Source organism: Streptosporangium sp. NPDC006930, assembly GCF_040635605.1.
In the GTDB taxonomy this organism is placed as follows: domain Bacteria; phylum Actinomycetota; class Actinomycetes; order Streptosporangiales; family Streptosporangiaceae; genus Streptosporangium.
In genome coordinates this window covers 235,597-261,499 of the sequence record NZ_JBEYID010000013.1, presented here as the reverse complement: position 1 = coordinate 261,499, position 25,903 = coordinate 235,597, and the positions used below count along the sequence as shown (strand labels likewise).

At 66.6% G+C, this 25,903-nt stretch carries 26 protein-coding genes and 2 tRNA genes; 11 read left to right on the top strand and 17 right to left on the bottom strand.

All coding sequences use genetic code 11. The features are described 5' to 3' along the window. Positions 1-304 precede the first annotated feature (304 nt). The 4 genes from ABZ664_RS23710 to ABZ664_RS23695 all read right to left on the bottom strand — a co-directional run bounded on the left by ABZ664_RS23710 (position 305) and on the right by ABZ664_RS23695 (position 2,897). Complete coding sequence (locus tag ABZ664_RS23710) at positions 305-1,120, bottom strand: class I SAM-dependent methyltransferase (RefSeq protein WP_362513723.1); 816 nt, start codon at positions 1,118-1,120, stop codon at positions 305-307. 35 nt (positions 1,121-1,155) lie between these two features. Beyond that, positions 1,156-1,932 carry a DUF6461 domain-containing protein gene (locus tag ABZ664_RS23705; protein ID WP_362513719.1) on the bottom strand — a complete coding sequence of 259 codons (777 nt, stop codon included), beginning with the start codon at positions 1,930-1,932 and terminating at the stop codon, positions 1,156-1,158. A gap of 45 nt (positions 1,933-1,977) precedes the next feature. Further along, positions 1,978-2,050, bottom strand: a tRNA-Arg gene (locus ABZ664_RS23700). Between the two features lie 292 nt (positions 2,051-2,342). Further along, entirely contained in the window at positions 2,343-2,897 is a 555-nt protein-coding gene (locus tag ABZ664_RS23695) for a hypothetical protein (RefSeq protein WP_362513715.1), read from the bottom strand. Positions 2,898-3,028: 131 nt separating this feature from the next. Here ABZ664_RS23695 and ABZ664_RS23690 point away from each other — a divergent pair, with 131 nt between their 5' ends. After that, the gene (locus tag ABZ664_RS23690) at positions 3,029-4,156 is read left to right on the top strand and encodes a histidine kinase (RefSeq protein WP_362513712.1); all 1,128 of its coding nucleotides are present in this window, start codon (positions 3,029-3,031) and stop codon (positions 4,154-4,156) included. After that, positions 4,153-4,779: a response regulator transcription factor gene (locus ABZ664_RS23685; RefSeq protein ID WP_362513707.1), complete on the top strand. Its 627-nt coding sequence runs from the start codon at positions 4,153-4,155 to the stop codon at positions 4,777-4,779. Before ABZ664_RS23690 ends, ABZ664_RS23685 begins: the two co-directional genes overlap by 4 nt. Positions 4,780-4,890: 111 nt before the next feature. On the opposite strand, the gene ABZ664_RS23680 is transcribed toward ABZ664_RS23685, so the two are convergent. Next, positions 4,891-5,355, bottom strand: coding sequence for a MaoC family dehydratase (locus tag ABZ664_RS23680; protein WP_362513704.1), 465 nt, complete (start codon positions 5,353-5,355; stop codon positions 4,891-4,893). Between the two features lie 260 nt (positions 5,356-5,615). On the opposite strand from ABZ664_RS23680, the gene ABZ664_RS23675 reads away from it, so the two are divergent. The 3 genes from ABZ664_RS23675 to ABZ664_RS23665 all read left to right on the top strand — a co-directional run bounded on the left by ABZ664_RS23675 (position 5,616) and on the right by ABZ664_RS23665 (position 8,841). Further along, complete coding sequence (locus ABZ664_RS23675; protein WP_362513701.1) at positions 5,616-6,890, top strand: esterase-like activity of phytase family protein; 1,275 nt, start codon at positions 5,616-5,618, stop codon at positions 6,888-6,890. Between the two features lie 296 nt (positions 6,891-7,186). After that, complete coding sequence (locus ABZ664_RS23670; RefSeq protein WP_362513698.1) at positions 7,187-7,618, top strand: hypothetical protein; 432 nt, start codon at positions 7,187-7,189, stop codon at positions 7,616-7,618. Positions 7,619-8,529: 911 nt separating this feature from the next. Continuing rightward, complete coding sequence (locus tag ABZ664_RS23665; RefSeq protein WP_362513694.1) at positions 8,530-8,841, top strand: hypothetical protein; 312 nt, start codon at positions 8,530-8,532, stop codon at positions 8,839-8,841. A 780-nt stretch (positions 8,842-9,621) separates the two neighbouring features. Here ABZ664_RS23665 and ABZ664_RS23660 read toward each other — a convergent pair. After that, on the bottom strand, positions 9,622-10,503 hold the full coding sequence (locus tag ABZ664_RS23660) for an SDR family NAD(P)-dependent oxidoreductase (RefSeq protein WP_362513691.1): 882 nt from the start codon (positions 10,501-10,503) through the stop codon (positions 9,622-9,624). A 99-nt stretch (positions 10,504-10,602) separates the two neighbouring features. On the opposite strand from ABZ664_RS23660, the gene ABZ664_RS23655 reads away from it, so the two are divergent. Continuing rightward, complete coding sequence (locus ABZ664_RS23655) at positions 10,603-11,013, top strand: helix-turn-helix domain-containing protein (protein ID WP_362513688.1); 411 nt, start codon at positions 10,603-10,605, stop codon at positions 11,011-11,013. A gap of 109 nt (positions 11,014-11,122) precedes the next feature. Here ABZ664_RS23655 and ABZ664_RS23650 read toward each other — a convergent pair whose 3' ends face one another. Next, positions 11,123-12,013 carry a hypothetical protein gene (locus tag ABZ664_RS23650; RefSeq protein WP_362513685.1) on the bottom strand — a complete coding sequence of 297 codons (891 nt, stop codon included), beginning with the start codon at positions 12,011-12,013 and terminating at the stop codon, positions 11,123-11,125. A 121-nt stretch (positions 12,014-12,134) separates the two neighbouring features. On the opposite strand from ABZ664_RS23650, the gene ABZ664_RS23645 reads away from it, so the two are divergent. Both ABZ664_RS23645 and ABZ664_RS23640 read left to right on the top strand, forming a co-directional pair. Continuing rightward, complete coding sequence (locus ABZ664_RS23645) at positions 12,135-12,671, top strand: SigE family RNA polymerase sigma factor (protein ID WP_362513682.1); 537 nt, start codon at positions 12,135-12,137, stop codon at positions 12,669-12,671. Then, a complete protein-coding gene (locus ABZ664_RS23640; RefSeq protein ID WP_362513679.1) occupies positions 12,658-13,398 on the top strand; it encodes a hypothetical protein in 741 nt (246 codons plus the stop codon). The genes ABZ664_RS23645 and ABZ664_RS23640 overlap by 14 nt, the downstream gene beginning before the upstream one ends. 182 nt (positions 13,399-13,580) lie before the next feature. On the opposite strand, the gene ABZ664_RS23635 is transcribed toward ABZ664_RS23640, so the two are convergent. From ABZ664_RS23635 to ABZ664_RS23605, 7 genes are all read right to left on the bottom strand, one after another. After that, on the bottom strand, positions 13,581-15,062 hold the full coding sequence (locus tag ABZ664_RS23635; RefSeq protein ID WP_362513676.1) for an endo-1,4-beta-xylanase: 1,482 nt from the start codon (positions 15,060-15,062) through the stop codon (positions 13,581-13,583). 678 nt (positions 15,063-15,740) lie between these two features. After that, positions 15,741-16,232 carry a DUF6461 domain-containing protein gene (locus ABZ664_RS23630; RefSeq protein WP_362513673.1) on the bottom strand — a complete coding sequence of 164 codons (492 nt, stop codon included), beginning with the start codon at positions 16,230-16,232 and terminating at the stop codon, positions 15,741-15,743. Between the two features lie 504 nt (positions 16,233-16,736). Further along, on the bottom strand, positions 16,737-17,291 hold the full coding sequence (locus ABZ664_RS23625; protein ID WP_362513670.1) for a hypothetical protein: 555 nt from the start codon (positions 17,289-17,291) through the stop codon (positions 16,737-16,739). 231 nt (positions 17,292-17,522) lie between these two features. Next, entirely contained in the window at positions 17,523-18,272 is a 750-nt protein-coding gene (locus ABZ664_RS23620) for an Imm10 family immunity protein (protein ID WP_362513668.1), read from the bottom strand. Positions 18,273-18,586: 314 nt separating this feature from the next. Further along, positions 18,587-19,126 carry a hypothetical protein gene (locus tag ABZ664_RS23615; RefSeq protein ID WP_362513665.1) on the bottom strand — a complete coding sequence of 180 codons (540 nt, stop codon included), beginning with the start codon at positions 19,124-19,126 and terminating at the stop codon, positions 18,587-18,589. Between the two features lie 433 nt (positions 19,127-19,559). Beyond that, positions 19,560-19,649 (bottom strand) — tRNA-Ser (locus tag ABZ664_RS23610). Between the two features lie 262 nt (positions 19,650-19,911). Next, positions 19,912-20,475 carry a YceI family protein gene (locus tag ABZ664_RS23605; RefSeq protein ID WP_362513662.1) on the bottom strand — a complete coding sequence of 188 codons (564 nt, stop codon included), beginning with the start codon at positions 20,473-20,475 and terminating at the stop codon, positions 19,912-19,914. A 96-nt stretch (positions 20,476-20,571) separates the two neighbouring features. On the opposite strand from ABZ664_RS23605, the gene ABZ664_RS23600 reads away from it, so the two are divergent. Beyond that, positions 20,572-21,105, top strand: coding sequence for a MarR family transcriptional regulator (locus tag ABZ664_RS23600; RefSeq protein ID WP_362513658.1), 534 nt, complete (start codon positions 20,572-20,574; stop codon positions 21,103-21,105). On the opposite strand, the gene ABZ664_RS23595 is transcribed toward ABZ664_RS23600, so the two are convergent. Further along, positions 21,065-21,571, bottom strand: coding sequence for a SigE family RNA polymerase sigma factor (locus ABZ664_RS23595; RefSeq protein WP_362513768.1), 507 nt, complete (start codon positions 21,569-21,571; stop codon positions 21,065-21,067). The genes ABZ664_RS23600 and ABZ664_RS23595 overlap by 41 nt on opposite strands. Positions 21,572-21,873: 302 nt before the next feature. Between ABZ664_RS23595 and ABZ664_RS23590 the strand changes: the two genes are divergently transcribed. Together ABZ664_RS23590 and ABZ664_RS23585 are read left to right on the top strand one after the other, a co-directional pair. Continuing rightward, entirely contained in the window at positions 21,874-22,824 is a 951-nt protein-coding gene (locus ABZ664_RS23590) for a hypothetical protein (RefSeq protein ID WP_362513654.1), read from the top strand. A 5-nt stretch (positions 22,825-22,829) separates the two neighbouring features. Continuing rightward, positions 22,830-23,675, top strand: coding sequence for a MauE/DoxX family redox-associated membrane protein (locus tag ABZ664_RS23585; protein WP_362513651.1), 846 nt, complete (start codon positions 22,830-22,832; stop codon positions 23,673-23,675). A gap of 119 nt (positions 23,676-23,794) precedes the next feature. On the opposite strand, the gene ABZ664_RS23580 is transcribed toward ABZ664_RS23585, so the two are convergent. Together ABZ664_RS23580 and rplK are read right to left on the bottom strand one after the other, a co-directional pair. Then, positions 23,795-24,976, bottom strand: a complete 1,182-nt coding sequence (locus tag ABZ664_RS23580) for an ATP-binding protein (protein ID WP_329088482.1) — start codon at positions 24,974-24,976, stop codon at positions 23,795-23,797. A gap of 452 nt (positions 24,977-25,428) precedes the next feature. After that, a complete protein-coding gene (gene rplK / locus ABZ664_RS23575; protein ID WP_362513646.1) occupies positions 25,429-25,854 on the bottom strand; it encodes a 50S ribosomal protein L11 in 426 nt (141 codons plus the stop codon). Positions 25,855-25,903: the final 49 nt, after the last annotated feature.

Sequence of the window (25,903 nt, the reverse complement as noted above, 5' to 3'; positions counted from 1 at the left end):
GGCCCCAGCCCCCGCCCGGCCCCCCGGCTGGGCCCCCCGGGCCCCCCCGCCCCCACGCCCCCCCCGCGGGCGGTGGTGCACCACCAGGGGCCGCCCGCAGGGGCAGGCGCGACGTACGACCTCCTGCCTGGAAGGGCGTGACCCTCGGCCGAAATGATGGCTCCACCACCGTCGACGGGAAGATGAGCCTGTTCGGCATGGTGTTCAACCGTGACGGCTCACAGTTCGTCCGCTCCCACGCCTGGGGCTTTGGCTCCCAGGTTGGCTCCCAAGACCGCGGTGCCGATGGTGAACCGATCCTGCCTCAGACTTTCCCAAACGCCAGAAGGGCCGTGTGGGGGAGCCATAATGATCCGTCTGGACCGGTGAACTCAGTGCTGAGCAGGTCGAAGTGCCGTTTGATCTCCGCAATGAGCTCAGGAGGCTGACTGGCCACGACGTGCCCGGTGAATCCGACTCCGGCAACCGCACCGCTCCACCACTCCGCAGGCGTCGTGCGGTGATCCCAGTTGAGGGTCTGGCAGGAGACCTCGGCGAACCCGGCTTTATCGAGCAGAGCAGCGAAGCCCTGCTTCGTGTGCGGGAAGTCGTTCTCAAGAGAGAGCGGCGGGAGGTGAGCGGGCCGGGTCACGCCGACGGCCTGGATCGCTCGCCCGAGGAGGGCCTGCCCCGCTGCGGCTGGAACCGACCAGATCGTCAAAGCGATTCGTCCGCCTGGACGGGCCACGCGACGCAGCTCGGCCAACGCCGGTAGCGGCTGGCCAACATGATTGAGGACGAAGTTCGCCACCACGGCGTCGAACTCATCATCTCTGAAGGGAAGACTGGGTAGAGCGGCCACCTGCACATCAGCCGTCGAAATATTCAACGCCGCCATCTCGACCATGCTGGGTTCGGCGTCCACTGCAGTCACCTTGGCGCCCCGGCCGCAGGCAGCCGCCGCAGCAGTTCCCGTGCCGGTGCCAACATCGAGCACATGCGTTCCCAACCGGACTTCGGCGGCATCGAGCAGCCACTCGACGGGAAAAGCGCAGAGCCTGGCGAAAGAACCGGCGTACGCTCCGGCCTGCCCAGCCCAGATCAGACGCTCACTCTCATCGAATGCCGTCACAGTCGTCATCAACCCTCTCATAGGGAAGCTCACCCCACCTCTGCTCAATCCGATGCAGGATCTTGGGAAGTGAGATATGGGCGCTCCTGGTCAAACCAATCCAGGCTCAGCCTGGCTCCTGTGGTCAGCTCGATCGTCGCCAGCGCCGCCGCTCGCCAGCTCTTCCCGTTCCTCCATTTGAAGTGCGGCGCCATGACCGCCAATTCGGGCCAGCGCGCCAGATTCGGCTCCTGTGCCCACGCCTCCGGGTACATGGCATCGACCATCAGGAGCAGTTCTCCATCGGCGGCGAAGGCGACGCTGTTGTTGGCGTTCACGTTCCAGTAGACGCTGTAGGCCCGTGCGCCGACACTGAGCCGTGAAAGCGTCGGCGGATGGACGCCGTGGTAGCCGTTGTCCTCGAACAACTCGGTCATCGGGCCGGATTGGCCCACCAGCATCGCCCAGGCGGCCTCGTCGGAGTAGTCGTCCTCGAAGCGTGCCTTCTCGTGGATCTCATGGTTCGCGCCGCCACTCACTCGTTCCCCGATCTCGGCGAGCGTGAGCGGTTCACCGTTGTCGGGGACAACGACGGTCCAGCAGATAGCCGTCCCCAGCCAGTGATCTTTGAGAAGACGCCGGTAGTAGCGGTACATGTCGACGCCCGCGGGCCGCTCATCGCTCATGTCGTGAGACTCCGTCACTTCGGGTACGGGGAGTTCAGGATCTTCGCAGACGGGTGAGACAAAACAGGGGCTCATCAGCAGCCTCTCCGGCACATCGTCAGGGGCGGTGACGAAGGCAGCAGATCCCGTTGCTGTATATCGCTGCTGTACGGACACGAAAAAGACCCTCCGGGATGATCCCGAAGGGCCTTTGACCTGCTGTGCGGCCGGAGGTACTCGAAACCCCAACCTTCTGATCCGTAGTCAGATGCTCTATCCATTGAGCTACGGCCGCTCGCTGCGTAAGCAAGCATAGCGGGTTTTGGGCGATGCCTCGAACCGGTTAAGCCATCGCCCTCCGATCCGTCCGTCCGCGCCGGATTCCCCGTCTCCGCCGAGGAATCCGACGCGGTCCCGGTGGAGGGCCGAAGGGGAGCGTGTCGCGATGGGCGCGGTCAGGTGGCCTGGAGGATCATGGTGAGGGCACCGGGGAAGCGGGGCTCGGGCTGAAAGCGCCGGTGACACTGTGGCCTTTGTGCAGGGGAAGCGAGGGAAGCGCCGGCGGTGCCGTGGTCGGACGTGCCGGGTCAGCGGCCGGGATCGCCGGTGACGCCGGCCTTCTTGGGGAACAGGGTGTAGCTCAGCGGCCAGAGCACGGCGATCAGGGGGATCTTGAGCGCACCGATCATGAATTCGTTCAGTGCCATGGTCCGTGACGGGTCACCGACGATGAGGATCAAGCCGAACAGCAGGGCGCAGGCGATGCCGTACGTGAGAACGATCCGGAACCAGATGCCCCACTCGTACCAGGCCCTCGCCATGCCGCCGGGTGGGGGCTGCCACGGTTCGGGGCCATCGGCGAAGCGGTGGGCGAACTTCGCGTCGGCCCAGGTGATCGTACGGTGGCCGAAGACGATCGAGTAGGCGAGGTAGGCGGCGGCGAGGCCGTGGCGCCAGTCGGCCTGGGCGCCGCCGCGCATGTCGACGACGGAGGCGATGAGCAGGATCACGTCGAGCAACGGGACCGCCAGCAGCAGCGCGGTGCTGAGCCGACGCATCCCCCACAGGTAACGTGAGGCGAGTCCCAGGCCCAGCAGGATCCAGAAGCCGATCTCGCAGCCGATGATGATGGCCAGAATCATGAGTCCATGCTCACGGGCCGATCGGCCTGGGACATCGTCGGTGCTGATGAACCGGCGTACACCCTTTTATGTACCGACGATCCTCCCTGTGCCGCTCCTGCGGGCCGTATCGAAATGGTGAGATGACAGGCATGAGACGAGACGCGCTGTGGGCGGTGGCGTGTTTCGTCGTCGGCCTGCTGCTGCTCGCCGCGAACGCCTACCAGCAGCGATGGGCCGCCGCCCCACTCCTCGCCGGGCCGCTGGCGATCGCGTGCGCGGGGGTCGCGGTACGGCGGAGCAGGCCGCTGCTCGCGCTCGGGCTGGGAGTGGTGGCCCTCCTCGGCGACCTCGCGATGGGTCCTTCGCTGGGCACGGTCCTGATCGTCACGGACAACCTCTACGCGGGGGTGAGGTACGGCCCCCGGGCGCTGGGCCGGTGGATGCTCGGCATCACCTCGGTGATCGCCGTCGCGGCGGGTGTGGTCGCGGGGGTCGTCTTCAGGCACTGGTCGGCCGTCGCCATCGTCTTCGTCCAGGCGGGGCTGGTCGGGGGGACCCCCGTCCTCACCGCCATGTTCATGAGACAGCTGCAGGACCTGGCGTCCTCCGAGCGCGCGCGGGCCGAGCAGGTGGCGCGGCTCGCGGAGCTGGACCGGGCGGCCGCGGTGCAGGCCGAGCGAACCCGGATGGCGCGGGAGCTGCATGACATGATCGCCAACCACTTCAGTGCGATCGCGATCCAGTCCACCGCCGTCCTCTCCCGCCCGGACCTGGACGCGCGGGCCGTACGGCAGGTGCTGGAGTCCATCAGGGAGAACAGCGTCGAGGGCATGAACGAGATGCGCGTCATGATCGGGCTGCTCCGGCAGGACGGAGAGGAGCCCGAGGCGACCCGGCGCCGGGTGGCCGAGGCCGGAGAGCTGGTGGAACGGGCCCGGGAGTCGGGGCTTGACGTGCGGATGCGGGTGGAGGGCGATGCCAGGGAGCTGCCCGCCTCGGTCGATCTGGCCGGTTACCGGATCGTCCAGGAGTCGCTGACCAACGCGCTCAAGCACGGTGGCAAGGCCGCCGACGTGGTGATCGGCTACCTGCCGGGACTGGTCACGCTCACCGTGGACAACCCGGTGGGCGAGGCGGAGCGGGAGTTGCCCGGCGCGGGGGCGGGGATCATCGGCATGCGCGAGCGTACGAACCTCGTCGGCGGCCTCTTCGAGGCAGGCCCGCACAATGACGGCTGGCGCGTCCGCGCCGAGTTGCCCACCCTGGAGAGCACGTGACCATCCGAGTCCTCGTCGCCGACGATCACGCGGCGGTCCGCGCCGGGATCGTCCTCATCCTCGACGGTCACCACGACATCGAGGTCGTCGGCCAGGCCGCCAACGGCGAGCAGGCCGTCGAGATGGCCTCCGAACTCCGTCCGGACGTGGTGCTGATGGACATCCGGATGCCGAAGCTCGACGGGATCTCCGCGACGCGCGAGCTGAGCGGGATCGCCGACGTGCTGATCCTGACCACCTTCGACATCGACGAGTACGTCTTCGGGGCGCTGCGGGCCGGAGCCGCCGGGTTCCTGTTGAAGAACACCGACGCAGACGCCCTGGTGGACGCGGTGAGGGTGGTGGCCAGGGGCGACGGGCTCATCGCACCCTCGGTCACCCGGCGGCTGATCTCGGCTTTCGGCGCGTCGGTCCCCCAGCGCAGGTCGTACGAGATCGGCGCTCTCACCCCGCGCGAACGCGAGGTGCTGGCCTGCATCGGCCGGGGCCTGTCGAACACGGAGATCTCCGTGGAGTTGGACATGGCGGAGGCGACGACGAAGACCCACGTCAGCCGGTTGCTGAACAAGCTGGGTCTCCGCAGTCGCGTACAGGCCGCGATTCTGGCTCAGGAGCTCTCGTGACTCAGGAACCCTCCACCCGGACGTGAAAGGAGTCCGGCTCAGAAGCCCTCCACCCGGACGTGAAAAGGAGCTTCGCCGGGATGCGAAGCGGACTCGGCGGGTGAAGGGGGCTCAGGATTTCTCCGCCGGGACGTACAGGGCGAGGGTTTCCGCGACGCAGGCGGGCTTCTTCCCGCCCTCCACCTCCACGGTCATGCGTATGTTCGCCAGATAGCCCGAGGGGGTGCCCTTGAGGTCGACGAGCTCGCCCTCGGCGCGGACCCGCGCGCCGACCGGGACCGGCGCGGGGAAGCGGACCTTGTTGAGCCCGTAGTTGATGCCCATCGCCAGGTCACCCACCTCGAACAGTTCCGACATCAGGGAGGGCAGGAGTGACAGGCTCAGGTATCCGTGGGCGATGGTGGCACCGAACGGCCCCTGCTTGGCCCGCTCCACGTCCACGTGGATCCACTGGTGGTCGCCGGTCGCGTCGGCGAAGAGGTTGACCTGCTCCTGGGTGATCTCGCGCCACTCGGTATGGCCGAGGTGTTCCCCGACGGCGGCCTTGAACTCGATGATGTTCGCGAAAGTCCTCATGCCTGGGACCTTATTTCGCTGAGGGCACGGCGAGAAGGTTCACCCTCGAACTCCCCTCGCCTCCCGGCCCCGGACGAGCGGGAGGACCGCGGGCATCGGTCGCCCCGCGCTCCTCGATGACGTGGGGACGGTCCCGTCGAAGAGCGAGGAGGGGAGGCTCGCCGGTTTCCGTCAGCCTTTCTTACGGTCACATCGTGTTTTCGCTGTACGGCCCGCGCCGCAACACCGGCCGTTCACGCCGTTTCCCTAGCGTGCCCGCCATGAGACGACGCATGACGATCAGCATCGGCGCGGCCGTGCTGGCACTCGCGGTGTCCGCACCGGCGATGGCCGACCCCGGCCTCCCTTCTACCGACAGCGCCGGGAAGCAGGAGGCGGACCCGCGGCGGACGGGACCGGGCCACCCCGGCTCCGATCACCCGGGGTCCGGTGGCGCCGGATTCGGACGCGCCACGCTGACCGGGTTCGCATCCCTGCCCGCGCTCACCTTCGTCCCCGGCAGCGAGCCGTCGGGGTCTCAACTCGGTACGACTCCCGTCAACGGGGTGACCCCGCCGTTCGCCGGGCAGCCGGTGCAGGGCTTCAGCGGCGTCGTGCGGCGGCACGACGGCACCTTCGAGGCACTGTCCGACAACGGTTTCGGCTCCCAGGCCAACAGCGCGGACTTCCTGCTGCGGGTGCACCGGGTGAGGCCCGACTTCCGTCGCGAGAAGGTGACGGTGCTGGGCGGATTCGACCTGAGCGACCCCGACAGGCGGGTGACCTGGCCGCTGACCAGGGCGGACCGGAAGCTGACCGGCGCCGACTTCGACGTGGAGTCGATCGTGAGGACCGTCGACGGCACCTACTGGATCGGGGACGAGTTCGGCCCGTTCCTGCTGCACTTCTCCTCCTCGGGCAGGCTGCTCGAGGCTCCGATCCCGCTGCCCGGCGTGAAGGCCCCGGAGAACCCCTCCCTCAACGGCGAGCAGCCGAACCTGGGGCGGAGCAAGGGGTTCGAGGGCATGGCGCGCTCGGTCGACGGCCGTACGCTGTATCCGCTGCTCGAAGGCACCGTGAACGGCGACGCCGCGGGCACGCTGCGGATGAACGAGTTCGACCTGCGCAAACGGTCCTACACCGGCAAGCGCTGGACTTACAGGCTGGAGAGCCCCGACAACGCGATCGGCGACATGATCGCTGTTGACCGGCACCGGTTCCTCGTCATTGAACGCGACAACCTCCAGGGGGACGAGGCCAGGACCAAGCGCGTCTACCTGGTGGACACCCGCCACGCGGACCTGCGCAAGACCCTCGTCGCCGACCTGCTCGACCTGGCCAACCCGCGCGGGCTGGGCGGGTTCGGGGAGACCTTCCGCTTCCCGTTCCAGACCATCGAGGACGTCGTGATCCTCGACGACCGGACCCTGGGCGTGCTGAACGACAACAATTTCCCGTTCTCCGCCGGCCGTACGCCGGGCAGGCCCGACGACAACGAGTTCATCACCGTGCGCCTGTCGCGTCCGCTCCAGGCCGACAGCCGCGTCTACCTGTAAGGATCCGCGAGCCCTTCTTCCTCTTCCAGATCTTGCCGGGAGGGGGAAGGGCTCTGCCTTTCCCCTGTTTTCTTTCTAGCAATCCCGTTTCCCCTGCCGTACGAACAACTACGACAAAGCAGTAAATAGCAATAGATAAACGCCCATCAGCATTCACAGTGTCATTTATTTGCTCTGCCTCAACCGTTTCAATACGCTATCTCACGGTCCGAGGGGTATCTCCTAGCTGCTGTCACTTATGGGACAGTGAGGGATATCAGATGTTTTCGGAACCAGAAACGAGATGGGGAAATATCGTGCTTCCTCGAAAGAGCGGACGGACACCGGGGCCGAACTCCGGCAGGCAGGTGGGCGTTCTCGCCATCGCGGCAGTCGCCGGCATCCTCATGACGTCGAACCAGGTACCGGCCAACGCCACCATCGGGCAGGCCCAGACGCCCGGCTCGATCTCACAGCCGCACCCCGACGGCCACTCCTCTCGCCGCCCTGACCCCTCCCGCGACCAGCATCGCGGACGTGAGATGAGGCCTTCCGACAGGTGGCGGGGAAGGCCGCAGCGCTATCAGGACCGACCCCACGGCCGCGATCGCGACCGTGACCGCTATCGCGGGCGCAGGGGCGAGAACGCGGCACCCGCGGGGCGTGAGCGCCTCTCCCGGGAGGAGCGGATGATGAGGGAGCTTCAGGACGACCCGTCATTCCCAGAGATCATCGTCCGCGAGAAATAAGTCCGGCGGGCCATTTCCCGTCCCCCGTCGCGATGGAACGCGAAAAGCCGCGTACCACCGCGACGGGGACAGGCCACCACAGTCCACCGGATGACCGGCACGACGGCGAGGAATCGGCCGTACACCACCGTTCTCGCTCACTCTCGCCGGGATTCCGCACACCGGAGCGAGCGGTCCACAGCGGATCCGGGCAAAGGCGAGGCGCCCCGCATGAACCCGGCCGCCCCCTCTCCACCGGCCATCCTGAAATCAGCCGTTGAACACTATGAACGAATAATCATTATAAATGTAGCTAAATCGTAGATGAGGTGTAGGTTTTCCTTCACAACACTGTTTATTTGCTCTTCCCGAACTATGGCGGCGCGTTATCCACATAAGCCCCGGGTATCTCCTGTGCGTCATCACTTTCGTGATCACCTGACAGGTCCGAACAATTTCGGAATTAGCAACGACATGGGGAAATAACGTGCTTCCTCGTAACAGCAAATTGGTGCCGGCCCTTTCCGGCAAGCGCGTCGGCGCTCTGGCCGTCGCAGCGATGGCCGGCATCCTCGTGATGTCGTCGAATCAGGCGCCGGCGAATGCCACAGGGGAGACGAATCTTCTCAATTTCGCACCCCCCAGTGACAACGGGGACACCGGCGGTGCCGGCGGGAAAGCCCGGCTTCAAAATTCCGTACACCGTGGCGAGAAGTCCATTCTTCGCCCGTGCCGACCCACCAAGGGTGCACGTAACTGCGACTGCACACCCGGCGGTCGCGGGCCGGGACCCGGCGGTCGGGGGAAGGGGTGCCGCTGGAACGACGACCGAGACCGGCCACGACACCTGGACGACGACGATGATGACGACGGCAGAGTGATCGTCGTCCCCGTCAGGAGGCCCGCGGCTCCCACCGCGACCAGCTCCACCAATGCCGCCGCGCCTGGGCGGCCGGGGGTCCGTGGGCTGCCGGGCCTGCCTGGGATTCCAGGTCCTGCGGGACCGGCAGGACCAGCCGGACCAGCCGGACCAGCCGGACCGGCAGGACCAGCGGGACCAGCCGGACCGGCAGGACCGGCGGGACCGAAAGGACTGGCCGGTCCTGCAGGACCGAAAGGACTGGCCGGTCCTGCAGGACCCGCAGGACCCGCAGGACCCGCAGGACCCGCAGGACCCGCAGGACCCGCAGGACCCGCAGGACCGAAAGGAGTGGCCGGACCGCCCGGACTCGCAGGACCGATAGGACCGAAAGGACAGGTTGGACCAGCCGGACCAGCCGGACCAGCCGGAGCGGACGGAGCGGACGGAGCGGACGGACTGGCCGGACCTCCGGGAGCGAACGGTCCGACAGGGCCGGCGGGACCAGCAGGGCCCACCGGTCCGACGGGCCCGGCAGGACCGGCGGGCCCTACGGGACCGACAGGCCCGGCGGGCGCGACAACGCTCGCGAAGCCGACCAAGCCCACGGGATGCGTCACGGCCAGCCCCGTGATCGCTCTTCCACCGGTGTGCGCCGTCACCTCTGTCAGCGTTCCCGTCATTCCCGTCATTCCCGTCGCCTCGACCGCATACGCCGGGTCTCTCTGCCTGCCCGGTCAATACAGCACCGTCAGCATTCTCAGCACGACCGAACCCGTCGGATGCTAGGCCGTACCGAAGCGGCGTGCCGCGGTGAGAACCGCACGGGACAGGAGGCAGGCCACTTCGGTACGCGAGCATGACCTCGCGAAATCCGTACGGCCCCGGATCGCGCCGTCACAGAACCCGGTGACGGCGCGGACGGGGCCGGTGCGCGCTCTACCCGGGGTGGCCGCTCGTGCTCTCCGTCTGGGCGACGTAGGTGACAGCCCTTCCACGGATGAATAGTGACTATCGGCCCTGAAACAGGGCAGAGGGCGCACATGGTGAACCCCTTGGACATCGTGCTCGTCTTCCTCATCCTCGCCACCGCAGGCTTGGTCGTCCGCCACCACGCGCGGCAGCACCGCGGAAACAGTGACGCCCTCGGAAGGGATGAGGACGTCTACCGTCCGGTTTGAGGAGCTTCCGGCCTTCCGAGGTCGCGGAGACGGCGAAGGCGGTCCTCGGTGTAGGCGACCAGGCGCGCGGCATCGCCAGGGTCGAGCGTCTTCAGTGACTTGTCGACCGCCTTGCCCCGGTCGATCGCGGAGAGCGGTTCGGTCGGCGGGTTGTCGATCCACTCGACGATCGGCCGGACCGCGTCGGCCACCGGGCGCGCGAAAAAGGTGGCGAGCAGCTTGATCGTCCCCCGGACCAGCGGATTCGGATGGCCGTCGACCCCACTGCGGGTGAAGCCGGGGTGGTAGAGGACATACCGGACTGTGTTCCCGCCGTTCCCGCCGTTCCCGCCGTTCCCGCCGCTCCCGGATTGATTGGCGAAAGCGACGCCGAGCAGGTCGTTCGCCCTCCCGGCCTGAAGCTGGGCACGTACCTGGCCGTACCCGCGGGTCAGCTGAGGGTCCTCCCAGAGGATCCGGCCTGCGGTGTTGCCGACCCCGGCGACGTTGATGACGACCGGAGCGGGTGCGGCGTTCAGGAGTGGCCGCAGACGAGAACCGAGCAGATAGCGGCTCAGGTAGTACAGGGCGAACGTGAACTCCAGGCCGTCCACGGTCTCCCTGCGCTTCGGGCTTATCCGGTTGGCGAACAGGGCGAGCGCGTCGACGGCGTCGTGGCGCTCGGCGATGTCGGCGACGACCCGTTCGACCTCGGCGATCGAGGACAGGTCCGCTCGCAGGAACCGCAGGTTCGGATTCGCGGCGTGGTCGACCAGCGTGCGCCCTTTGGCCTCGCTGCTGCCGATCACGGTGACGCGGTCGCCCCTCGCGAGCCGTTCCAGGGCGGTCGCGCGCCCCATGCCATCGGTCCCCCCACTGATGATCACGGTTTTTCCCCGTTGGCCCGGCATCGTGTCCTCCATAGGCTGGTGATCGGCCGGTCCAATCGTCGGGCTGCCACGTCGGAGACGGAAGAAGGCAGTTTCATGTCCGGTACGCACACGGGTGTTCCCTCGGTGCTGGCCCACACGTTGCCTCGTCCGGTGCCGATCGACGAGCTCGAAGCGTGCCCGGTCGGGGATGTGTTCCGACGTCTGGGCGACAAGTGGAGCATGCTGCTGCTGATCCTGCTCGGCGGTCGCCCTCACCGGTACAACGAGTTGCACCGCGCGATCGAAGGCATCAGCCAGCGCATGCTGACCCGCACGCTGCGCACTCTGGAAACCGACGGTCTGGTGCGGCGCGAGGTGTATCCCACCGTGCCCCCCAGCGTCGAGTACAGCCTCACCCCGCTCGGCCGGACCTTGCTGGAGCCCCTCTCGGCCCTCGCCGACTGGGCGGTACGCCACGAGGCCGACATCAACGAGGCCCGCTCCCATCACACCGGTGCCGGGTAAGCCCATGCCGCCCATGCTGCGGGCACGGACCTCCCCTTCCCCGGTCGGCACGCGATCGACTCAGGTGAGGTGTCCCGTCCTGGGAAAGCTCAACGCCGGTCGCGGCGCGTCAGGGCAGGGCAGGAACCACAGGGGGGGAGTTTGTCCAGCCGACCTCGATCATCGTCTTCCTGTGGGAGAGCCCCGCGTCCACCTTGCCGCCGATCGTTCCTGTCTGGTCCTCTGACAGCAACACCATCCTGCCGGTGTCGACGATCAACCTCTCCGTGGACGAGTACGCCTTCTTCCCCGTTCCGGACGAACTGACGATCACAACGGCGGTGCCGGGCCTGCCCAGGTCGTCCTTCGCGTTGCCGTCGGCGCGCACGCCCGGCAGCGTCAGCAGGGCCTGGTAGGCCGCCACGCGGACCTCCTTCGGAGCGGGAAGAGCATGCAGGAGCTCGATCAGGTTTCCCCTGAGCCAGCCGGCCGTGCTGGTCTCCCGGCTGACCACGCCCGCCCTCGTGATCCAGTCCTTCAGACGGCTCACGTCGGCGGGCAGCCGCTGAACCTCGTCGTACGTCAGCCACTGCCCCGCGAAGAAGAGCTGGTTCCGTTCCTTCCTCGCAGGGCCCACGTGGCCTTTGGAAGGTTCGACGGACAGCTTCACCGTCTTGCCGTCGATCGATTCGCTCCACGTGGAGGGGGAGCCGTCGCGCTGCCACGCCTTCTTGTCCGCCGCGCTCTTCGGCAGCGCCCCCAGCTCCCGGTATCCGAACCACTCCCTGCCGTCGGGGGCGCTCCACGTTTCCGAGATCTCCCGCTGGGTCAGCGAGTACGGGTCCGCCTTGGTGCCGAACCGCCAGGGGTGGGTGGACGTCGACAGTCCCCTGGTGTGCCAGTAGGCCCCCTCCGGTGGAGCGGCCGCGGCGGCCGGCGGCGCTCCCAGGACGGTGGCACCCATGGCCAGGGCGACACCGAGGTTGATCAGCCGCCGGCCCCGCGCGGTCGCGAACGTCATCAGATTGCTCCATGAATTCGAGGTCACGCCAATTCATACGCCTGGCCCGCTCGAAGGGTTGCCCGCGAAACATCCTTCGCGAGCGGGCAACGGTCGCGAGGGCCGAGGCGTATTAGGAGGTGTGAAATCGGACGGACAGCCGGAGAGCGGCGTGGAACATGACTTCGGCGCTTTCGTGGCCACACGTGCCACGAGCCTGCTGCGGGTCGCCTATCTCGCCTGTGGCGACCAGGCGGAGGCCGAGGACCTGCTGCAGACGGCGCTCGAACGCACCTACAGAAACTGGAACCGGGTGGTCCGCCACGACAACCCCGAGCCCTATGTACGGCGCGTCATCGTCAACGCCGCCATCAGTCGCGCCCGCCGCCGGGCGATCCTCAGCATCATCCCCATGCACAGCCCGCCGGAGACATCGGCCCGTACGGGCGACCCCGACCTGCGCCATGTGCTCATGGACGCGCTGCGCGCCCTGCCCCCCCGGCAGCGGGCGGTGGTCGTCCTGCGGTACTGGGAGGACCTCAGCGAGACGCAGACCGCCGAGGTGCTCGGATGCTCGGTCGGCACGGTCAAGAGCCAGGCGTCGAAGGCCACGGCCAAGCTCCGTTCGGCGCTCGGCCGGGAAACACTGGAAGGAGCGATCAAGGATGCCCATGCTTGAGGACGAGATCCGTCGGCTCATGGCGGACGAGACGGCGAGGCTGCATGCCGCACCCGACCTGCTGGGGCGGGTGATGCGCTCCCACAGGGACAGGAGGAGGAAGGCGAGGACCGCGGCGGTCGTCGCGTCCGTGGCCGCGTCCATGGCCGTCGTCGCCCCGTCCTTCGCCTACCTGACCGCCGCCCAGGGGCCCACGACCGGTGATCGGAGCACATTCTCCGCGATACCGGAACCGCCCGCCATCGACGACACCCCGCCCATGCGGACCACCCCGCCGGACCTCGGGGACCTGGGCGACGGGAAGGAGTTCGGGCACGTCAAGGTGGGATACGTGCCGAAGGGGCTGCAATGGTCCCGATGGTCGGTGGACTTCGGCGACAGTTATTCGACCTCGTACAACTACAAGGGTGACCCCGAGGGCTTCTATCAGGTCCAGATCTTCGTGTACGAGGAGGATGCCGTCCGAGAGCCCGACGACCGGATCCAGGCGTATCGCGCGGAGGAGGACGGTGAGGAGGTGACCGTCGGCGGCCGGAGCGGCTACCTGGTCGTGCAGCACGTCGGCGAGGACGGCATGAAGGGCACCCCGACCCTCTTCCTCAGAACGGGCGACAGGCAGAGGGCCGAGATCATGTTCAGCCCGGTGTACGCCAAGGAGTTCTCCGACACCGAGGCCGTCAACGCCGAGCTGAAGAAGATCGGGGAAGGGCTCACCTCCACCATGTGATCCGGTGCCGGACCATGGACGAGTCAGCCTCCCCTGGTCCGGGGTGTCACCCCGGACCAGGGGAGGCTCGTCCTTCTTCCTTCAGCCGGCTTCCTGCGGATATGCCGTGCCGGCGGGAGGCCGCTGGGCGCCGTTCTCAGGCGTTGCCGCCCCGGTCCCTGTCGGCACTGGCAGGTGCCGTCTTATGACCCGCTTCGGGTCCACTTCTGGTTGTTGCCGCCCCAGCAGGAGTAGGTCTGGAGCAGGGTCCCGTTGCCGGTACCGGAGTTGGCGGCGTCGAGGCACTGACCCGACTGGACGTTCACGATGGAGTTGTCCGAGTTGATGCGCCACTTCTGGTTGCTGCCGCCCCAGCAGGAGTAGATCTGCACCTTGGAACCGTTACCGGTGCCCGCGGCGTCCAGGCACTTGTTGCCGTAAACGCGGAGCTCCTGGTCGGAGGTGTAGGTCCATTGCTGGTTGGAGTTGGTGTGGCAGTCCCACAACTGGAGCTGGGTACCGTCGGTGGTCGAGGCGTTCGGTACGTCCACACATCGGCCGGCTGCCACGCTCCGGATCTGTCCCCCGCTACCCGAGGGCGGCGGGGTCGTGGTCGGGGTCACCGTCGGGTCCGGGTTCGGGTTCGGGTTCGCGGCGTTGAGTGCGTTCAGCACGGAGGTGTAGGCGGCCTTCTTGTTGCCGTTGCCGTCGAAGAGCAGCGGGCTGGTGTTGGCGCCCAGCCAGGAGTCGCTGTCTCGCACACCCCACACGGTGATGCCGGTGCAGCGCGCCACGGCCAGGCAGTCGTTGACCACCGCGGCGTAGGTCTGGGCCGAGCCGCCCTGGATGTCCAGCTCGGTGATCTGCACGTCCACACCCAGCGCGGCGAAGCTGGAGATGGTGGTGCGGTAGTTGCTGTTGTAGGCGCTTTGGCTGTTGAAGTGCGACTGCAGGCCGACGCAGTCGATCGGGACGCCGCGCGCCTTGAAGTCACGGACCATGTTGTAGACGGCCTGGGTCTTGGCCCAGCTCCAGTTGTCGATGTTGTAGTCGTTGTAGCAGAGCTTGGCGGCCGGGTCGGCGGCCCGCGCGGTGCGGAAGGCGACCTCGATCCAGTCGTTGCCGGTGCGCTGCAGGTTGGAGTCACGCCGCCCGCCGGAGTTACCGTCGGCGAAGGCCTCGTTCACCACGTCCCAGGCGTAGATCTTGCCCTTGTAGTGGTTCATCACACCGTTGATGTGATTGATCATCGCCTGACGCAGGTTGTTGCCCGACATGGCCTCCATCCAGCCCGGCTGCTGGGAGTGCCAGGCCAGCGTGTGCCCGCGCACCCGCTTGCCGTTCTGCACCGCCCAGTTGTAGATGCGATCGCCATTACTGAAGTTGAACTGGTTCTGGTTCGGCTCGGTGGCGTTGATCTTCATCTCGTTCTCGGCCGTGATCATGTCGAACTCACGGTTCGCGATCGTGGTGTACTGCGAGTCACCGAGCTTGCCCGCGGCGATCGCCGTGCCGAAGTAGCGACCGCTCTGCTTGGCGGCGGCGGCCAGCGTGCTCTCCGCCGCCTCCGCGGGAGCCGTCACCATCAGCGCCGCACCGACGACACCCACGACGCCGGCACTGATGATCTTGGTGAGGGCACCGAAACTTCGGCGCGCGGATGGGGGTGAAACCTTCATGCCCATGCCTGACTCCATACTGAAATCACGGAAAGAGGGATACGCGGGAACCCCCGCGAACGACGCCGCACCCCGAACGGGGACGCACACCACGATGGCGTCATGACCGGCGACCCTTACTCGATCACCACATCAGGCAGGGCCGGCCGCTTGGAGACTCAGTTTGGAAATCTATCCGAAACATGTCAATACTTGAGCGAAATTTTCGGTCGCGCTCTTCCAGCACCGATGCCCCTCATCGTGGGTTCGACACAGCCCGGGCAAGGCATCTCTTCAGGGCATATAGGAGAAATCTATCGGCGGTCGCGCCATGAAATTTTCACACTAGAACCGCAACTTCCGGAACCGAGGATCGAGATCCGCAGGCAGCGACGCCCTTCTCGGCGACGCCTGATGCAGAGGACTCCTGGGAACCCCCGTCCCTTGACAACATCCGAGCCCGCTGTGTTGACTCTCCGTCATCACCACCCGCGATGCCGGGATGCCGAAGGGAGGCCGCACCGCGATTTGGCAGCGTTAACACGGCGCACCTCCCCAAGATGCGCGATGTGGTCAGACCTGGGTGACACCACACTCCCAGGTCACTCCGCGCCCGCTCCGCCTTCGCATGGGGCAGGGTTACCGACCAATCCCGTCATCGAGACGGGCTCATGCTGAGCTTTCCCCGCAGGACGGACACCGACCTCAAGCCGGCTCTGGAAATGCGCCTTCAGGGCTTTCGTAGTAGCGGGCGATGGAGGCTCGGTGAGATAAGGCACCGGGCTGGAGATGGCGAGATTCCAGCCGGACGCCGGTACGTCGTTCAGCGAGCGCCAAAGCACCCTCGATGTAAGGCGGGAAGACTTCGGGGTCCGGGTCGAAATCCCAGAGCATGCCCAGTTCTTCGAGGTCCTGCTTCAGTCGTTCAGGGTCGGTACTGTCACCCCAGTGGGCGAACATCGGAACCAGGCGCGCGACGATGTGACCGTCTACGGCATGAACGAAGTGGGAGTGGTAGTTGACATTGCGCTCAACGCTGGCGATCGACGTACCTTGCGAGAGGGCGTGCACCACGTCGCGCAAGATCCCGGCATTGCCCTCCTCCACCATGATCGATCCCCCAGGAGCGCGGCCGACTTCGACGGTGGCGAAACCTTCCTGTCCGGGATCCTCGGTGAGTCCCAGTCGGCGTAGCACCTCTTCAGGCGCGAGGTCGGCGATGAAGGTGAAACAGAAACGGGCCTCGTCGCTCTGCCGCTCAGAGCGACTCCGTGTCCTACGAAACCGACGATCCGCCCGACGTCAGGTATCAGCACGGAGATCAAGAGCGACAGCGGGGATCTCAGCAGCGTCGCTTCTGCTCGCGAATCGCCGCCTCCAGGCGTAATCCAAGACCGATCAGCGCTGTGAACCATAAGCCCACGAGCCATGGCCATGACGGGAACCTAACGCTGAAGAGCAGAATGCCGAAGGACAGAACGGCGCCGCCAACCAACGCAATAGATCCCAGCATGCGAACGGATACGATATCGTCGTCGGGCCTGGGGCCAGGAATATAGGGAGGCGGGGTCTCTGTAGGCTCAGTCATGCCGAAGAGAATCCCATAGTCCATCTAATGGACGAAATCATCCACCTACGTATACCTGCTCATCCCGTAATTGGAGTTCCTCCGCCGAAGACCTCGGGGTGTACGGAAGGCGTTTAGCAGGTAGGGCGAGTCGCACCCAGCTTCCGGGTACTGGCAGGGGACAGGGTCATGGGGGTGACCCATCCCTGCCGTGTCAGGACTACTTGGGCCGGGAGAGGGGTGATCGGGTGGACCTCGACGCCCTGTGCCCAGTTCGTGAGCAGTCCTTCGGTGCCGCTGGAGTCGACCAGGACGATCGAGATGGGCTGGCCGTCTCTGGCCCAGGTGTTCCAGATCGCCCACCCTCCGGGCCGGGCTTCGATGTCCAGGCGAGCGCAGATCTCGGTGTAACTCTCTTCCATACCGACGGGAAGGGCATGCGGCCGGAGGATGACCACCCCGGCGAGTTTCATCAGCGGAAGGTCCTCGTCGAGACATCCGTCCCCATCGAAGTGATAATGACGGAGTTGGCGGGCTGTCTCGATCACCGCTCGCCGAAGTGGCGTGGCCTCATCGGAAGTGGTGGTGAGAGTGAGCCATCCCGCGTCGTCTGCCGCGTTGACGATCTCGCGTGCCAGGTGCTCGATGTGACGCAGATACTCGATATCGCTGAGGTCGGTTCGGGACACCGCGACAGTGTGACATCAGGGCATGAGCCCGAGCATGTGAGTTATCCGGCCGATCAGAAGACGCCGTTTTTCTGAAGTGGAGCGGGTGACGGGAATCGAACCCGCGCCGTCAGCTTGGGAAGTGCGTCGAGTACGGCCGGTAGGGCTGCCGGCTTGAGCTTCGGGCCAGTCGTGAGTGACCGCGGTTGACGCCTCGTCACCCTGGTTGACAGCCCGCCGATGGCCCGGCGGTCAGAGATGCATGCCCTGGGGGTGCTGGTCGTGACGGCCGGACAGCAGGATCTCTCGCAGGCTGCTTCTGAGCAGTTCGACGCCGCCCTCGTCGATCTGGAGGTCGATCCGGACGACGAGCTCCACGTTCAGTTCCTTCGCGGCCTCTGCGGTGAAGTGGAAGGTCAGGCGGCCGGAGTCGATTCCGCAGTGAGTCACGCCGCCATAGGTGGTTCCTGCCTGGTCCTCGCGGACGATGCAGTACGTGTCCATGCCGAGCCCGGTCTCCTGCTCGTCAGGTTCCTCGGCGGACATCATGAAGATCAAGGCGTTCCCGGTGCCGTCCTCGTGTTCGGCCATCCCGAAAACGATCGTCTCCGGGTCCTCGTCGCGGCCGACGGTTCGCGCGACCATGGTTCCCAGCGGAGGCCAGGCCGAGCCGGGTTCGCTGTCGGCCGGTGAGGTGAGAGTGGAGTCGCCCTCAGGCGGGGGCACACCTTCGGGCCAGGCGGCGCGCATCCACGACGGGGTGAGATCCGGCCTGCGCGGGAACATGGTCAGTTCCTCCACATAGGCCCAGGCGGGCACATCGACGGCTTGGGCAAAAGGCAGCTCCATCCCGAAGGCGGGCGGCATCATGTCGGTGTAGTCCTGGGAGAAAGGCGACTCCATGCTGAAGGTCTCCATCATGGAGTCGTACGACTTCCCGCGCAGGCTGTAGCCAAGCCGACAGACGAACCACGTCCCCTCACCCGGCTTGTACTCGGCCACTTTCAGCCGGTGGAAAAGGTCACCGCGGTCCTCGCCATCTCGAGTTTGCCGGGAACCGTCCGCCATCCGATAGGTGATCGCGGTTATGCCGAAGGTGCCGAGCTGGCAGCGAAGGACGTCGACCTCCTGCCATCCGTCCGGGGCGCAATCCCGCACAGTTCGCCCGATTTCGAGGCAGAGTTCGTGCGTGAGGTCGGACGACATACTCACCGCGCCTTTTCCGTTGAGCGAACGAGAACAGGAGTTCATCGGGCGTCTTTTCAGTCGTTCCCGCCGCCATGATCATTTCCTGCATATTACACGGGAGCATGATCTCAAGGACAGTTCCGGGGATCCTGGCCCATTCGCTCGAAAGCGTCCAGAGAGAGCACGACGTCGATGTCTTGTTGCCTCTTCTCATCCCATTCCTGTATCAGCACCCGGCCCGGGGCGATCTTGGCGGCATCGTCGAGCTCGAACTTCACGTGTCTTAACGAACTGGTGTTGTCGTTGGTGAAGCCGTACGCGTTGTAGGTGATCGCTGGATCCAGAGAGGGAGGCTTGGGCGTGATCACCCAGTCACCGGCGGGGGCGTCGAGTCGAAAAGAGGCGCTCTGTCCGTTCAAGGTGGGTGCTTGGTATACCGCGTCGTCGATGTACGCATCGTCGGGGTTGCTGGTCGGGCTCCTTCGGGGAGTGACACGCTCGTGGTAGAGCTTCACTCCGTCCGGTGCAGGCCCACACCAGGCCAGTACGGCGATGAGGTGACCTGACTCGTCCACACTGATACCGACATAGCCGTTGGCGGCGACTGTGCAGCCAGTGAGACAGGCCAGGAGTGTTCCCATAAGTACTGCGCACATCCAGTTGCGCACGCCCCGACCGTACGCTGCATCGGACGCCTTTCCCAACGGTGATCAGCCACGTTACCGGTGAGCCAGGGTGGAGAACGACCCCTGGCTCACCGATCGCCCCCGACCATGTACGGTGACCAGCCAAGCTCAGGGCCACGCTGTACGAGTTGTGCCAGGCCGGAGGACAGGGCTTCATCCGGCGCACCCTCCAGTTGGAAGGCAATCCGGAAGTTCACGGGACCTATCGATGGCCGATCCGGCAGGCCAGCGATATATGGAGGGCGTTGCTCTCCGGGGAGGCCCGATAGGCGGATGCGGCAGCATAGTCGATCTTGATCTTCCGTGTCGCCGCATCACGAGTCAGCGCCCAACTGCAACTCGAACTGCAACCACGGTGGTGTTCGGAGATCAGAAAGGCCCTCTCCCCATGTCTCGGGAGAGGGCCTCTGAACTGCGGAGGCTCGGGGATTTGAACCCCGGATGGGCGGTAAACCCAAACCGCATTAGCAGTGCGGCGCCATAGACCTGACTAGGCGAAGCCTCCTGGTGGCCGTTCGGCTCAGCACAGAGTACCGGCCATCAGGCGAGGCGGCAAAGTGGTTGACGATCACGTCCCGGGCAAGAGTTGGGGGAGAGTTATCCACAAGCAGTGGATAACTCTCCTCGCCCCTGTGGACAAACCGGGGAATCCACAGCTGGGTGTGGCGGAAATCCTGTGGATTCCCAGTTTGCGAGACGCTACATCTCACGATGTGAACACTTCCGAGGCCCCGACCGTCCGGTGAGGCCTCGGGTGGTCACGGAGATCAGGCGGCCGGGTTGGCCTCGCCCTCGATCTCGATCTTGATCTTCTTGCCGACCAGGACGCCGCCGGTCTCCAGCGCCTGGTTCCAGGTCAGGCCGAACTCCTCGCGGTCGATCTCGGTCGTGATCGAGAAGCCCCAGACGTCCTGGCCCCACGGGTTGGTGCCGGCGCCGCCGTACTCGACGGTGAGCTCGACCGGCTTGGTGACGTCGCGGATGGTGAGCTCACCGGCGAGGGTGAACTCGTCGCCGGAGTGACCCAGAACGCGGGTGCTGCGGAAGGTCAGCTCGGGGAACTTCTCCGCGGAGAGGAAGTCGTCGCTGCGCAGGTGGCCGTCACGGTCGGGGGCACCGGTGGTGATGCTCGCGGTCTTGATCGAAAGCTGCGCGGAGGAGTCGAGGGGGTTCTCGGCGATGGTGACGGTGCCGGCGAACTCGTTGAAGTGACCGCGAACCTTGCTCACCATCATGTGCTTGACGACGAAGCCGATCTGGGTGTGGGCGACGTCCAGAGCGTAGGTGCCCGGGGCGGGGATCTGAAGGTTCTCCCAGGTCCGAGTGGTCATTTTCTGCTCCCGAAGAGATGCTTGCCGGTTGGATGTTTGCGTCAACAGATTTCTACACGAGGAATATTCCTCTCGTCAACTACTGTCGGGTAGGGTATGACCGTGAACCACTTTGACGACCCCCGACTGACGGCGATGGGCCTCCTCGCCGAGGTCTACACCGGCATCGCGGCGAAGTCGCATGAGTCCTTCGCGGCAGCGGGACTTTCGGAGATCGACTTCGAGACGTTGATCAGGCTGGCGCGCTCGCCACAGGGGCGGCTGCGCATGAGTGATCTGGCGGCGCAGACGAGCCTGTCCACGAGCGGGACGACCCGGGTCGTCGACCGGCTGGAGCGCGAGGGCCTGGTCATGAGACAGGCGTGTTCCACCGACCGGCGAGCCTCCTACGCGGCCATCACCGAGACCGGTGCCGACCGGCTCGGCGGCGTCCTCCCGCAACACCTGATCGACATCGAGACCTGGTTCACCGGGCTTCTCCCCCCCGCGGAGCTCGACTCCTTCCTCGCCACCCTCAGGACCATCCGCGACGCCGTACGACCGTGCGCCACTGCGGGGGCCGAGAACTTCCGGCAGGAGGAGGGCGCGCTCATCCCGTCCGATCCAGGTGCCGCGGCTCGGAGGGCGTGAGGTCCCCGCGAAGTTTGGCCATCCCCCGGGAGACCGTGCTCTTGACCGTCCCGACGCTGATCCCCAGGGCCTTGGCGATCTCCGGCTCGGTCATGTCCTCGTAGTAGCGCAGGACGACGGCGGTCCGCATCCGGGTGGGCAGCCGGTCGAGGGCCTGCTCGACACGTTCCGGCAGGTGTTGGCCGCCCGCGGCGACCGGCTCGGGGAGCTCGCCCGACGGGTACTCCTCCAGCTTGCGCCGCCGCCACCAGGAGATGTTGATGTTGACCATCGCCCGGCGTACGTAACCGTCCAGGGCTCCGCGGTCCTGGATGCGGTCCCAGGCGAGGTAGGTCTTGACCAGCGCCGCCTGCAACAGGTCCTCGGCGTCGCTCGGATGCCCGGTGAGCCGGTAGGCGGCACGCAGCAGCGCAGGGCCGCGAGCAAGGACATACTCGCGGAACTCGTCGTCGGTCCCGCCGGTCACCGCGATCACCAGCCTGTGCTCCAGGTGCTTAGGTGCCAGAATCGCAGTCCGAACCCATACTGCGGCTGAACCGAAATCTATATTTCATCCATCAAAGGTAAAGATCGGCTTCGATGGGCGATGGAACACGCAAGAACCATTAGATAGCGGTTTGTTGTGGGGTGGGCACCAATGCGTTCCACCAGGGAGGGGAACTTTAGTACCTGGTTGGACACCTGCCGTGATTATTCGTGGAGCGGACAGCGGGATTCCGCGAAGCGTGTGACGCTGGCTGCGACACCTCGCAGAATTGGGGAGCGACGATGCCCTATCGCAGCGCCGATCGCCGCCGTACGCTGGCTGCCGCCGCGCTTGGCCGGACCGTCCAGGAGCCGGGCCCTCTCCCCTTCGAAGGTGAATCCTTTCACGCGGTCAGCGGCACCATCCTCGACGTCAGCCCGCATCTGATCGTCGTCGACACCCCGGAGGGCGAGGAGGAGCGGCTCGTCATCGCCCCGTGGGCGACCGCCTGGCGCGGCGAGGCCGTCAGCCCCGCCGACCTCCCCCGGGGGGCCAACGTGATCATCAAGGCGCTGCGGTCCGGCCGGGTCGTGGACCGGATCTGGGCGGACATCACCAGGATCACCGGGGTGATCCAGTCGATCGGTACCGAGGGCAAGGACCACACCGTGGAGCTGTACTGCGGGCCGCACCGCGGGCGGCGCACGATCGTCATCCCCTACCGCTCCTCCGGCCGGCTACGGGTGAGGCATCCGCGGTTCGAGCCCGGCTATCTGTTCGACGCCATCGGGGTCCGCGAGGACGGTACGGCGCGGGCGCGGTTGCCCGCGACCTCGCAGCCGCCTTACCGGTGGACGGCCGTACCGCCACCGCCCTCCGGCTACATCGGCGTGCAGTCGCGGATCTCGGGCACGGCGACCTGGTCGGACACCTTCGACGACGGGGAGCAGGGGGTGGCCTACCCCATGCTGGAGCGGGCCGACACAGCGTGCGACGACACCGGGGTGTCCTGCGCGGCGTTGCCGTACCTGGCGCTGGGGTCGATGCTCAACGTGCGCAACGTGTGCGCCGGGCGCACCTCGCTCCTGCCGATCGTGGCCTGCGGCTGCCTGGCCGGCCGATTCTGTGACCGGTGCCTGGAGTGCGGCACCTCCCCGCGCGGCCGGATTCTGGAACTGTCACCGAGTTCCTTCGTGGAACTCGGCGGAGACCTGACCACCGGGTGCTTCAACGTCCGGCTTGGAATGGGGTGACACGGATGTTGACGACGATCGCCGCCGCACAGCTGCCGGTCGTGTTCGTGCTGCTGGTCGCGGGCACGGCCGCGAAGGTCGAAACGGTCGTACGCGAGACCGAGCCGGGCATGCTGAGCAGGCTGGGACCGGCCGTGCTGGTGCCCGAGCGCTGGCGCGCGCCCGCGATGCTGTGCTGCGCGTTCGTGGAGTTGTTCCTGGCGAGCGGGCTGCTGCTGACCGGTCATCCGTTCTTCCGGTGGGCAACCGCCGGGTTCTTCGCCGTCTCCACCTACGTCCTGTGGGAGCTGCGGCGTCGCCGTCCGGACGCGGGCTGCGGCTGCTTCGGCGAGGTCAGCGCGCTTCCGGTGGGACGGCGGTCGCTGGGCCGCACCATGGTGCTGACGGCGATGTCCCTCGGACTGCTCCTCACCCCGGGGATTTCCGGCTGGGAGTCGATGGCGGATCTGACGTGGACCCACGCGTGGGCCGCGCTCGCGGGGCTGCTGCTGCTCGCCGCGCTCTCGCCGGAGATCGAGGAGACGGTCGCGAGGCTCCGCCACCGGGCGCCCTGTGAGCAGCGCCGCCTCGACCCGGCCACCGCGCTCGGACGGCTGCGGTCGAGCGCCGTCTGGCGTTCGCACGTGGGACTGCTGTCGAGCAAGGATCCGGTCGACAGCTGGCGGGAGCTGTGCTGGCGGTTCTTCGTCTATCCGGGCAACAGCCACGCGGGCGCCCCCGTCGACGTGGTCTTCGCGATCTATCTGAGCGGACGGCACCCGGCGGTGCGGGTCGCCATGGTCGGCCTGGACGGGCGGCCGGTGGCGACGGAGTCTCTGCCGGAATCTCTGCCGATATCGGCTGGACGCTAGAGAGCCCTAGATTTTCCTAGGGCAGCACGATTGAGCTCTATATGGCTCTCTAGCTTCCCCACTAGAGAGCCATATAGAGGGCTAGGGGTTCCCGTACATTATATCGAACAAGCGTTCGATCAGACCGGTTGTGACCGCAGGAATTTTCCGAAGTGCGGAACGGTGAACGCGATCAGCCCGCGTTCCGCGCTGTAGATGAGGCCCTTCTTGATGAGGCTGTCACGGGCCGGGGAGAGACTCGACGGCTTGCGGCCGAGCCCTTCGGCCACCTCGGCGGTGGCGACGGGCTCGTCGCCGATGGCGGCCATGGCGTGCATGTAGTCGCGCTCGGCGGGGGTGGCTCGCTCGTAGCGGCTGCCGAAGAACCCGACCGCGAGCTCCTCCTCGGCCTCCGGCGCGGAGACCCTGATGTCGTCGGCGGTGATCGGGCTGCGCAGCGCCAGGTCCCAGGCGACCTTGCCGTACGCCTGGACGAAGTAGGGGTAACCGTCGGCGGCCACGTAGAGGGCGTCGAGGGCGTCCTGGGTGAACTCCACGCCCTCGCTCTCGGCCGGGGCGATGAGCGCGAGGTCGGCCGCCTCCCGGTCGAGGCGATCGATCCTCGCGTAGCGGAAGAGGCGCTCGGAGTAACTCTTGCTCGCCGAGAGCACGCTGGGCAGGTGCGGCAGGCCGGCGCCGACCACGATCAGCGGGCCGCCGCTCTGGGAGAGCTCGTGGCAGGCCGCGCAGAGCGCCGAGACGTCAGGGGCCTGCACGTCCTGCATCTCGTCGATGAACAGGGCGATGCCGACCCCCAGGTCGGTGGCGACCGCGGCGGCGTCGACGAACAGCTCGGTGAGGTCGATCTCCAGGTCTCCGGAGTCGGCGCGCCCTCGCCCCGCGGGCACGTCGATCGCGGGCGACCAGTGTGAGGTGCCCTTGGCCGCGGACGGGTCGCGCATCGCGAACGCCTTGAGCACCCCGAGGAACTCCTCGATGCGCTCGGGCGCCCGATGCCTCGGGGCGAGCTCCCTGATCGCCATGTGCAGGGCGGCGGCCACCGGGCGGCGGATCGACTGGTCGGGTCTCGCCTCGATCTTGCCGGTGCCCCACAACCGCTGCATGGCCATCGACTTGAAGGTGTTGAGCAGAACGGTCTTGCCCACGCCGCGCAGCCCGGTGACCACCATGCTGCGCTCGGGGCGCCCTCTGGCCACCCGTTCCAGGACGATCTCGAACTGCTGTAGCTCGCGGTCGCGGCCGGCGAGCTCCGGGGGGCGTTGTCCGGCACCGGGAGCGTAGGGATTGCGCACGGGGTCCACGCTCTCGGACTTTATGACGGGATATAGCGGCCTGCTTAGAATTCCGTAGAAAGCGCTACGGCGTGTCGCGCCGCCCTCCGCCGGCGGGCGAGGGAGCGGGGGGCACGCCGTCGACGGCACCGCGAGCATCGCCATGGCACACCCCTCACCTGGGAGAACGTCAGACCGAACCCGTGTTCGATCCCGTGCCCATGACTGTAGCGCGGGTTCGAACACAGGCGCGATACGTTTCGATGAAAAGCCTCCCCAAGGAATGTGGCCCCCCACGCCAAGCGACCACGAATCCGGGCGAAGCCGCGCAGGTCCCCGCCGGCCTGAGCCGCGCAGGACATACGGGTCTCACGGGACGTACGGCCGTCGCAGCGGGGCCGGTCCGCTCTCCGGGGCCGTCATCCGACTACGCGTCCTGAGACACAGGCCATCGTGACAGCGCCGCGGCGGCACACCGGGGCTCAGTCCCGGACGGTCAGGCCCATCGAGCGGGCGGTGCCGGCGACGATCTTCTCGGCCTGGTCGAGGTCGGCGGTGTTGAGGTCGGGCAGCTTGGTCCTGGCGACCTCTCGCAGCTGCGCGCGGGTGATCGCACCCGCCGCCTGGTGTCCGGGACGGGGGCTGCCCTGAGCAAGGCCGATCACCCGGCGGATCAGCGAGGCCGTGGTGGGCATCTTGATCGTCAGCTCGAACGAGCGGTCCTCGAACACGGTGACGACGACGGGGACGACGAACCCCCGGCGGTCCTGGGTGGCCGCGTTGTACTGGCGGCAGAACTCCATGAGGTTCAGGCCCAGCGGACCCAGGTCCTTGCCCACGGCGGCGGGACCGGCCTCACCGGCGGGGAGCTGGAGTTTCGCGATCCGGCTGACCTTCTTCTTCGACATGCCCGCCAAGCTAAAATCTCCCGTTACTGGAGATTCAACGGAATAATCA